Annotated in this window: 8 protein-coding genes; all 8 read left to right on the forward strand. The window is 61.2% G+C overall.

Going from position 1 to position 9,956, the window contains the following annotated elements:
• Positions 1-355 precede the first annotated feature (355 nt).
• On the forward strand, positions 356-2,143 hold the full coding sequence (locus ACTD9P_RS21510) for a dermonecrotic toxin domain-containing protein (RefSeq protein WP_438869283.1): 1,788 nt from the start codon (positions 356-358) through the stop codon (positions 2,141-2,143).
• A gap of 118 nt (positions 2,144-2,261) precedes the next feature.
• Entirely contained in the window at positions 2,262-2,615 is a 354-nt protein-coding gene (locus ACTD9P_RS21515) for a hypothetical protein (RefSeq protein WP_438869289.1), read from the forward strand.
• Positions 2,616-2,909: 294 nt separating this feature from the next.
• Complete coding sequence (locus ACTD9P_RS21520; protein WP_438869284.1) at positions 2,910-3,869, forward strand: AAA family ATPase; 960 nt, start codon at positions 2,910-2,912, stop codon at positions 3,867-3,869.
• Between the two features lie 5 nt (positions 3,870-3,874).
• Entirely contained in the window at positions 3,875-4,807 is a 933-nt protein-coding gene (locus tag ACTD9P_RS21525; protein WP_017136649.1) for a DUF58 domain-containing protein, read from the forward strand.
• Positions 4,804-5,298 (forward strand): DUF4381 domain-containing protein, encoded by a 495-nt coding sequence (locus ACTD9P_RS21530; protein WP_017136650.1) that lies wholly within the window; start codon positions 4,804-4,806, stop codon positions 5,296-5,298. Before ACTD9P_RS21525 ends, ACTD9P_RS21530 begins: the two co-directional genes overlap by 4 nt.
• Positions 5,291-6,379, forward strand: a complete 1,089-nt coding sequence (locus ACTD9P_RS21535) for a vWA domain-containing protein (protein ID WP_438869285.1) — start codon at positions 5,291-5,293, stop codon at positions 6,377-6,379. Before ACTD9P_RS21530 ends, ACTD9P_RS21535 begins: the two co-directional genes overlap by 8 nt.
• Complete coding sequence (locus ACTD9P_RS21540) at positions 6,376-8,115, forward strand: tetratricopeptide repeat protein (protein ID WP_438869286.1); 1,740 nt, start codon at positions 6,376-6,378, stop codon at positions 8,113-8,115. The genes ACTD9P_RS21535 and ACTD9P_RS21540 overlap by 4 nt, the downstream gene beginning before the upstream one ends.
• Positions 8,112-9,752 carry a BatD family protein gene (locus ACTD9P_RS21545; RefSeq protein WP_438869287.1) on the forward strand — a complete coding sequence of 547 codons (1,641 nt, stop codon included), beginning with the start codon at positions 8,112-8,114 and terminating at the stop codon, positions 9,750-9,752. The genes ACTD9P_RS21540 and ACTD9P_RS21545 overlap by 4 nt, the downstream gene beginning before the upstream one ends.
• Positions 9,753-9,956: the final 204 nt, after the last annotated feature.

A 9,956-nucleotide genomic window follows, 5' to 3' on the forward strand; every position in this document is an offset into this window, starting at 1 on the left:
TGGGTGAAGCTGCGCAAGGCGATCAGGTCACATCGGATGCGCCGTTTGGCAGGTGACGGAACGACGGGCAGGTCAACGGCCTGACGGTGGCGCATCCACTGCGCAGCTTAACGAGTGTAGGAAGACGGTTGCTTTCCGTACGGCGACATATTCGGTCAAGCGCAGGTAAACCTGAAGAAGCTCGCTTTCCCAGGCGCGGCAGGCGCGTCGATAGATATCATTAACCGAGTCGATAGCATCTTTAGATGGGTGCAGATCGCCAGCGCAAACCAATCAGTAGTTAGTCAATGCACATCGCATTGATTGAGCAATACCCCAAGGACGGCCCACTCATTAATTGACGTGAGCTATTAGTATGAACAACGTGACTGCGAATATCTCTTATAAGCACACAAATGTTTCGGCGTATGTTCCGGTCGACGGCCCCACTGCTCCCATCGCCCCACCGAAGGCTCCAGCGATTAATGACCCTGCCCGCCCCGAATCAAATGCGGGCTCATCAGGTGTCACGCCCTCTGCAACGCCTGAAGGGCTCGACAACCCTCGTTGGGCGGCCCAATACCAAAAGTGGAAAGTATCCAGCTTTGGTAAATCCGACACGTGGAAGGACGCCCAGATCCCGGCACACCTTAGGGTCTTTCTGGAGCAAGACCGATCTGTTCAGCTAGACGCCGGAATAAAAGATTATTCAACGATGAACTACGTTACTACACCTGAAATGAGAGAGAGCACCCGCAATCAGATAAAAGCGCACTACAAAGAACACCATGGATTGGACATCGACCCGGATAAAACGTACCTGATGACATTCGCCTACAACGTGAGGGGTCACACACCGCCCTACCCCGGCCGAATCATCAGCAAAATATCCTTGACGGATGCTGCGATCAAAAATATTCAAGACACCCCTGGCCATGACAAACTGCCCAAGGTCTCTTTCAATCGACATCAACAGACCCCACCGCCCATTGAGATCGTGGATCAGCTGACGATCGGGTATCACCGCAGCTCTGGCCGCCATGGCTACCAAAACAGCCCAACTGCACTGGAAACCCAACAGTACGAAGGGATTTACTTCGACCCTCCTGCTGAGGAACGCTACGACGCGTCCAACCAAGCCACCATCACGCCAAAATCATTCCGTTCCTATGTCTGGGATACCAGTTTCAGCAAAACACACAAAGCTGAGCTAAATAACTTCTGGAACGAATACCGAGACAAGTACAGCACGTTGTCCAAGATGTCTTTTGTGACTGCCGCGCATAAACAATTCAAGGAAAATACCCTAAGCCCAGAGGGCCGTGACCTGGCGATGCGGCTGACCGGCATCAGTGCGCAAAAGCCACTTGACTCATTGACGGCCAGGGACTTCCAAGCGGCCTATACCCAAGATTCCAATCTGGAACTAAAAGAACTTACGTTTGAAGGGCGGCTGGCGTCGGGCATTTTTTATGCCATCGATAAAACCACCCAAAAAACCCTGCTCTACATGACAGGCAATTCATCTCCCATCCATGAGTTCGACAACCCTACCCAGATGCGCAAGTGGTTGACCGAACAAATGACCGACGAAACAAAACGCAAACAGTTCGCCGAATATTTCAAGCTGAGCGACCGCGCAGACAGCGTATGGGAGGCCGGGATTGATGTGCACCTTGAAAAAACCGGGGAACATGCAAAACATCATACTGACTGGTTGGAGGATAGGCCTTTCGGTGGAAAAACCATCGGAGGAGATCCGTTCCAAAGTTTGCAGGCCCGTGTGGAGCAATACACCTACAACGACGCTGATTCGACCTTCGTCAGCAATGACGACTGGAAGAAAAAGAACGTGCTCTGCGAACTAAAGAGCGCCAGCAAGTCCTTGCTGATACTTGCTCCGGTAGCGCTGGCCGTGCCGGAGATTGGTATCGCGGTCTTGCTGCTTGATCTCGGCATCGCCGCCACAGAAATAGGTTTGGGTATCGATGATTACCGAAAAGGCCGGCCGGGTGCCGTTAACCGCATCACTTTCGGCGCTTTCAATGCGGTGAAGACAGTGGGCAAGGAAGCCGGTGCAAGACTGTTTGGCCCCTTGATAAAGCCACCTATAGAGCGGTCGATTCTGCCCAAGATTATTCCGCAAATTGATCCGCCCGCTTAACCCTGCGCTTGTCAATCGATGACGCCCTGCATGGCTGTAGGGGTCATCTGCATCCATCCGTAAAAAACGTCATAATGGCGAGATCGCGGCCACACTCGCCCGTCCTACCACAGGTTTTATTATGACGTTGAACACCGATGCACTGATGGCCACACCCTGCGACGAAGAAGAAGACAACATGGCCATGCTTTGCTGCCACGGCAACAATGGCGAGATGTTCATGCTCAGTCGTTATCCGGACGAGGATGAGGTTGAGCTGACCTGGGACTACGAACCGTCAACCCTGGATGGGCTGAAAGTCACCTTGAGTGACACCACATTGGTGATTGAACTGGCGGCGGGTGATGCTGATGCACTGGGTGGCAAAGACTGTTTGGAGATCACCCACACCACCGCCGCGTCGGATATGGCTGAAGTGGAAGAAACCTTGCAGAACATCCTCAAGGGCACCGGCACCTTTAGCCGGATTTAAGCTGTTCCAAGGATCAAATGTGGGAGCTGGCTTGTCGAGTCGTCGCACCGCTGCGATGCAGGCACCTCGGTGTATCAGGTCACTCCAGTTGATGCCATCGCAGGCAAGCCAGCTCCCACAGGGGCCGAGCGACCCTCAGTGGAATTTGTGCTTTCCACACAAAAATCCTACAAGTTTTGCTAAAAATACCCCGCGTGCCGTTAGTCGCCACACCCCGCGATGCATTAAAGTAGACGCCCCAGGCCCGGCGGATTTTCTCGACGTTGGGACTCATCTCTCCAGGAACCGTCATCGATGGAACATCGTGAAGCGCTGCTTGCGCTGCGAACCTTTCTTTCTACGCAGATTCTCGGCCAGGAAAAACTCATCGATCGCCTGCTGATCGCCCTGCTCGCCGACGGCCATATGCTGGTCGAAGGCGCACCGGGCCTGGCCAAGACCAAGGCCATCAAAGAGCTGGCCGAAGGCATTGAAGCGCAGTTCCATCGTATCCAGTTCACGCCCGACCTGCTGCCCGCCGACATCACCGGCACCGAGATCTATCGCCCGGAAACCGGCAGCTTCGTGTTCCAGCAAGGCCCGATCTTTCACAACCTGGTGCTGGCGGACGAAATCAACCGCGCCCCGGCCAAGGTGCAATCGGCGTTGCTCGAGGCCATGGCCGAGCGCCAGGTCAGTGTGGGCCGCAGCACCTATGACCTGTCGCCGCTGTTTTTGGTCATGGCCACGCAAAACCCCATCGAGCAGGAAGGCACTTACCCGCTGCCCGAAGCCCAGCTCGACCGTTTCCTGATGCACGTCAAGATCGGCTTCCCGGACGCTGCCGTCGAGCGACGCATCCTGCAACAAGCCCGTGGCGAAGCGCTCAATGGCGAAACCAAGCCCGAGCGACGTGTGAGCCAACAGGCCATCTTTGCGGCGCGCAAGGAAATCCTTGGCCTCTATATGGCCGACGCCGTAGAGGAATACCTGGTGCAACTGATCATGGCCACACGCACCCCGGCCAAGTTCGACCCCGAAATGGCCGAATGGATCGCCTATGGTGCCAGCCCACGCGGCTCCATCGCCCTCGACCGCTGCGCCCGCGCCCATGCCTGGCTGGCCGGGCGCGATTTTGTGAGCCCGGAAGATATCCAGGCGGTGCTGTTCGACGTGCTGCGCCACCGCATCATCCTGTCGTTCGAGGCCGAAGCGGCCGGCATTGACCAGGACCGCGTGGTGCAACGCATTCTCGACGTCGTTGCCGTCGCTTGAACCCCATGAATGCCGGCGATGGAATCCGCGTCACGCTCAGCGAACTGATTGAGATGCGCCACCGCGTGCGCGAAGTGCAGCTGTTTTCCACGCCGAGCCAGCGCAGCCCGCTGATTGGCCTGCACCACTCCAAGCTGCGCGGGCGCGGGGTCGATTTCGACCAGGTGCGCGTCTACCAGGCCGGCGACGATGTGCGCACCATCGACTGGCGCGTCACGGCGCGCACCCAGGAGCCGCACACCAAGCTGTTCCATGAAGAACGTGAGCGGCCGATTTTCATCATGGTGGAGCAAAGCTGCCGATTGTTTTTCGGCTCCGGGCAAATGTTCAAGTCGGTGCTCGCCGCCCAGGCCGCCAGCTTGATCGGCTGGGCCGCGCTTGGGCACAACGACCGCGTCGGCGGGTTGGTGTTCGGCGACAGCGAACACTACGAAATCAAACCCCGGCGCAGCAAACAAAGCCTGCTGCAATTGCTCAACCGTCTGGTGCGGGTGAACCAGAGCCTGAACACCGAAAGCCGCCCCGAAGCCGACGCCCTGGGCATGGCGCTGCGCCGTGGCCGTGAAGTGCTGCGCCCGGGCAGCCTGGTGATTGTGATCTGCGATGAGCGCGCCTTGACCGAAGGTGCCGAGCAACAACTGAGCCTGCTGTCACGCCATTGCGACCTGTTGTTGTTGCCGATCTCCGACCCGCTCGACCACGCCCTGCCCGCCGCCGGGCTGCTGCGTTTTGCCGAGCGTGGCGCGCAATTGGAACTGGACACGCTGAATTTCGATTTGCGCCAGGCTTATAAAGCCCAGGCGGAGGAACGCATTGCGCGTTGGGAACTGCTGGCACAGAAGCTGCGCATTCTACTGATGCCCCTGAGCACCCAAAGCGAGATGGTCGAGCAATTGCGCGAATACCTCAACCCGCAACGCCCGGTTAAAAAGCAATGAGCAGCCTCGACCAACTGCAGCCACTGATCGCCCCGCCGGCCATCGGGTTCTGGCCGCCTGCGCCGGGTTGGTGGTTGTTGCTGCTGGTGATTCCACTGTTGGGCTGGGGCCTGTGGTGGTTGCGCCGGTTCCTGCCCACACGCCGCCCCGTGGCCCGCGCCGAACAACCGCTGGACCCGCTGCGCATCGCCGCCCTGGCCGAACTGGCGCTGATGCCCAAACCCTACGACGGCGCACCCGCCGGTGCCTGGCTGCAACAACTCAATGGCCTGCTCAAGCGCCTGTGCCGCAACGACTACCCCTACAGCCAGAGCCACACCCTCAACGGCCGCAAATGGCTGGCATTCCTCGACAACCGTTGCCCCGCCGCCGGCCTTACGCGCTGGATGGTATTGGTCGAAGGCGCCTACAAACCCGAATGCAAACTTGACGACAAGGCCATCGCCGGCCTGACCCAAGCCGTCGATACCTGGATTCGCAAACATGTTTGAGTTCGCCTGGCCGTGGATCTTCGCCCTGTTGCCCTTACCGTGGTTGATGCGCTTCATCCTGCCAGTGGCTGACAGCGGCGAGCCCGCGCTAAAGGTCAGCTACCTGGCCGACCTTGAAGGCCTGGCGCGCCGCCGTGCGCGGGTCAACCTGCCGGGCTGGCGCCAGCAAGCGCCGTTCGTGGTGTTGTGGCTGCTGCTGCTGACCGCCGCCGCGCGCCCCGAATGGCTCGGCGAACCGCTGCCGATTGCCGCCAGCGGCCGTGATTTGCTGGTGGCCGTGGATGTGTCCGGCTCCATGGACTTCCCCGATATGCACTGGCAGGACGATGACGTCAGCCGCCTGAGCCTGGTGCAGCACTTGCTCGGGGACTTCCTGGAAAGCCGCGAAGGCGACCGCGTGGGCCTGATCCTGTTTGGCAGCCAGGCTTACCTGCAAGCCCCGTTGACCTTCGACCGGCGCACCGTGCGCACCTGGCTGGCTGAAGCACGTATCGGCATCGCCGGTAAAAACACCGCCATCGGCGATGCGATTGGCCTGGCCCTGAAACGCCTGCGCCAGCGCCCGGCGCAAAGCCGCGTGTTGATCCTGGTCACCGATGGCGCCAACAATGCCGGGCAGATCGACCCGCTGACCGCCGCGCGCCTGGCGGCCGAAGAAGGCGTAAAAATCTACCCGATCGGCATCGGCGCCGACCCGGAGCAAACCGGCTCCCTGGGCATCCTGGGCGTGAACCCGAGCCTGGACCTGGATGAACCGGCCTTGAAGGCCATCGCCGACGCCACCGGTGGCCGCTACTTCCGCGCCCGCGACGGCGACGAACTGCAAAAAATCAAGCAAACCCTCGACCAGCTGGAGCCGGTCGCGCAACAGCCGACCCAGGCTCGCCCGGCCCAGGCGCTGTATAGCGCGCCGCTGGCGTTGGCGTTGATCCTGAGCATGTTGCTGGTGGTGCAGGAACGCTGGCCCAACAACGCCTTGCAACGCGCTTTCAACAAACTCTCGACCAAGGGCATTTTCCTGCAACAGCACCCGCAATGGCGCCAACGCCTTAAACGCCTGCGCTTGCGGAGGCGTCGATGATCGACCTGTGGCCACACTGGTTCCGCCCTTGGTGGCTGTTGCTGCTGCCGTTGCTCGGCTGGCTGCTGTGGCAGCTGTGGCACCGGCAAAAGCGCGCCGGGCGTTGGCAGATGATTTTGCCGCCGGCGTTTCATGCGGTGCTGCTCAGTGGCGGCAATGGCCGCGAAAGCAAATCGCCGTGGGTGGTGCTGGGCATCGCCTGGCTGCTGGCTGTGCTGGCGTTGCTTGGCCCCAGTTGGCAAAGGGTTGAGCAGAACAGCCAGAAACCGGCCGACCCGGTGGTGGTATTGCTGGAGCTGACCCCGGAAATGCTCGCCACCGACAGCCCGCCCAACCGCCTGGAACAGGCGCGGCGCAAGCTCTACGACTTACTGCAAGCGCGCGACAACGCGCCCACCGCCATCGTCGTGTATGCCGGCAGTGCCCATACGCTGGTGCCGCTGTCGGACGACCTGGCCACCAGCCGCAACCTGCTCGAAGCGCTGCGCCCCTCGATCATGCCCGAGCCCGGCCATCGCGCCGACCTGGCGGTAGAAAAAGCCCTGAGCCTGCTCAAGCAGGCCGGCCTCGGCCAGGGCCGCCTGTTGCTGGTCGGCTCGTCGCTGTCCAAACAGGAGCGCCAAGGCATCCGCCTGCAGTTGCAAGGCGCTCAGGCCCCAACCTTATCGATCCTCGGCATCGGCAGCCGCGAAGGCACGCCGGTGACCCAGGAAAGCGGCGAGTTCCTCAAGGATGACCAGGGCGCCATCCTGGTGCCGCGCCTCGACAGCCCGACGCTCAAGGCCTTCGCCAGTGAAATGGGCGGCCGTTACCGCGCCGCGCGCCTGGACGACAAAGACCTGCGCCAGCTCAACCTGCTCGACGGCCCGCAACAACTGCGCAATGACGGCCAGTTGCTGCACCTCGATACCTGGGCCGATCAGGGTTACTGGTTGCTGCTGCCACTGCTGCTGCTCGCCGCGTGTGCGGGCCGCCGTGGCTGGCTGTTCTGCTTGCCGTTGCTGCTGTTGGGCGCGCCGCAGCCCAGCTATGCCTTTGAACTTCAGGACCTGTGGTTACGCCCCGACCAGCAAGGCCAATACCTGCTGAAGAAAAAACGCCCGAGCGAGGCCGCCGAACACTTCGAAGACCCGCAATGGCAAGGCGTGGCCCTGTATGAGGCGGGCAACTACGCCGAGGCGATCAAACGCTTTGCCCAGGGCAATGACGCCTATTCCCACTACAATCGCGGCAATGCTCTGGCCAAATCCGGCGAACTGGAAGCCGCCATCGACGCTTATGAACAAGCGCTCGAAGCCCAGCCCGACCTGCAACCGGCGCTGAAAAACAAAACGCTGGTAGAAGCCCTGATCCAGGAAAAAGCCCAGCCGGAGCCAGTCAAGCCGGTCAAAAATGAGGATGACGAAACAACCCAACCCGGCCAAACTGCGCAGCCAGGCAGCAGCGGCCAAAGTGCCACGGGTGGCGAGCAATCGCCCCAGGGCCAAGGCCAGGCCAGTGCCGGCGATAACCAGGCGGGCGCTGCCCCCAAAGCCGGCAGCAACGACGTACCGGGCAGCGAGCTGGGGGACGAGCACACCACCACCCCGCCCTTGCGCCCCGCAGATGCGAGCATTGATGGCGAGCATCGCCAGGCGCTGGAGCAATGGCTGCAGCAGATCCCGGACAACCCCGGCGAGTTGCTGCGGCGTAAATTCTGGTACGAACAGCAACAACATCAGGACAAGACTCAATGAGCCGCCGCACCACCCTTCTGCTCCTGCTCGCACTGTCGGCAGGCCACGCCCAGGCGGCTAACCTGGTGGCGAGTGTCGACCGCAGCCGCGTCAATTCCGGGGAAACGGTGGAGCTGACGGTGGAGTCCAGCGATGTCACCCAGTTCGGCAAACCCGACTTGTCACCGCTGGATGCGCAGTTTGAAGTCAGCGGCACGCGCCAGATCAACCAGCTCACCACCTTGGGCGGCGACAACCACGCCACCACGCGCTGGATCATCACGCTGCTGCCCAAGGAAAACGGCACCGTGGTGATTCCGCCGCTGCAAGTGGGCGAGCTGAAGACCCAGCCGATCAGCCTGCAAGTGCTGGAAACCGCCAGCCAGAACACCAGTGCCGAACTGGCCCCGGTGTTTATCGAAGCCAACCTCGACCAGCGCAGTGTGTACGTGCAGGCCCAGGCGCTGTTGACCGTGCGCGTGTACCATTCGGTGTCGCTGTACGACGACAGCAGCCTCACGCCGTTGCAGATCCCCGATGCACGCATCGAGCAATTGGGCGAGTCGCGCACCTACGAAAAGGTCATCAACAGCATTCGCCATGGCGTGATCGAAACCCGCTATGCGATCTACCCGCAGCACAGCGGCGCCCTGGTGATACCGGCGCAAACCTTCAGCGCCACCTTGGTGGAGTCGCGCCCGCCCCAGGAGAACACGCTGCAAGGCACCAAACCGGGCAAGTTGATTCACGTAAGCTCGGCCGACATCGCGCTTACCGTCAAACCCAAGCCGGAGTTCTACCCCGCCGACGCCGCCTGGCTGCCTGCGCGCAGCCTGACCCTGAGCGAAGCCTGGAACCCCGAGCCTGATCACGTTCAGGTTGGCGACTCCCTGACCCGCAGCCTCACGGTCAAGGCCGAAGGCCTGTCCAGCGCCCAATTGTCGGCACTGCCCACCAGCGAGATCAACGGCCTGCGCCGTTACCCGGACCAACCGGTGCTCGCTAACCAGAACAGTGACCGTGGCCTGATCGGCAGCCGTGAAGACCGCGAAGCCCTGGTGCCCACCCGCGCCGGCAGCGTGGAAATGCCCGCCGTGGAAGTGGTGTGGTGGAACACCCACGAAGATCACCTGGAACGCACCAGCCTGCCCGCGCGCACGCTGCAGGTGGCGACCAACCCAAGCCTGGTGGTGGACACGCCCGCCACGCCGACGGTGATTACCGCACCGGACGATGACCGCCTGTGGCTGTGGCAACTGAGCACCTTGCTACTGGCCTGCACCACGCTATTGGGTTTCGGCCTGTGGTGGCGCGCACGTCGCCAACCTGCCGTGCAACGCGCCGCACAAACCGGCCCGAGCCCACGCTCGCTGCTGGACGACCTCAAGCGCGCCACCCAGGCCAACGACCCGCAAGCCACGCGCCAGGCGCTGGACGCCTGGGCGCGGCAACAGCCGGACACCCTGGCCGACATGGCAGCGCGGTTTGTGCCGTTATCGGATGCCTTGGATGGGTTGAACGGCGCGCTGTACAGCGAGAGTGGCCAGTATTGGCTGGGTGAGGATCTGTGGCGTGCGGTCAAGGCCATTCCCATGGTGGAGCGCGAGCAAGACACGGCGACGGATACCACCAGCTTGCCGCCGTTGTATCCCAAGTAAATTTCTATCTACCTGACAGCACAAACCCCAGGTGGGAGCTGGCTTGTGTGGGATGCAGACACCTCGGTATTTCAGGAACACGAAGCCTGTGGCAAGAGGGCTGTTGTGGCGAGCAGGCTTGCCCTGCGTTGGGCTGCGAAGCAGCCCCAGTAAAGGCACTGCAATTTTCCAGAAAGAACTCAGCGTCTGGGTTTGGGGCTGCTT

The organism is Pseudomonas onubensis (assembly GCF_965653655.1).
Lineage (GTDB): Bacteria > Pseudomonadota > Gammaproteobacteria > Pseudomonadales > Pseudomonadaceae > Aquipseudomonas.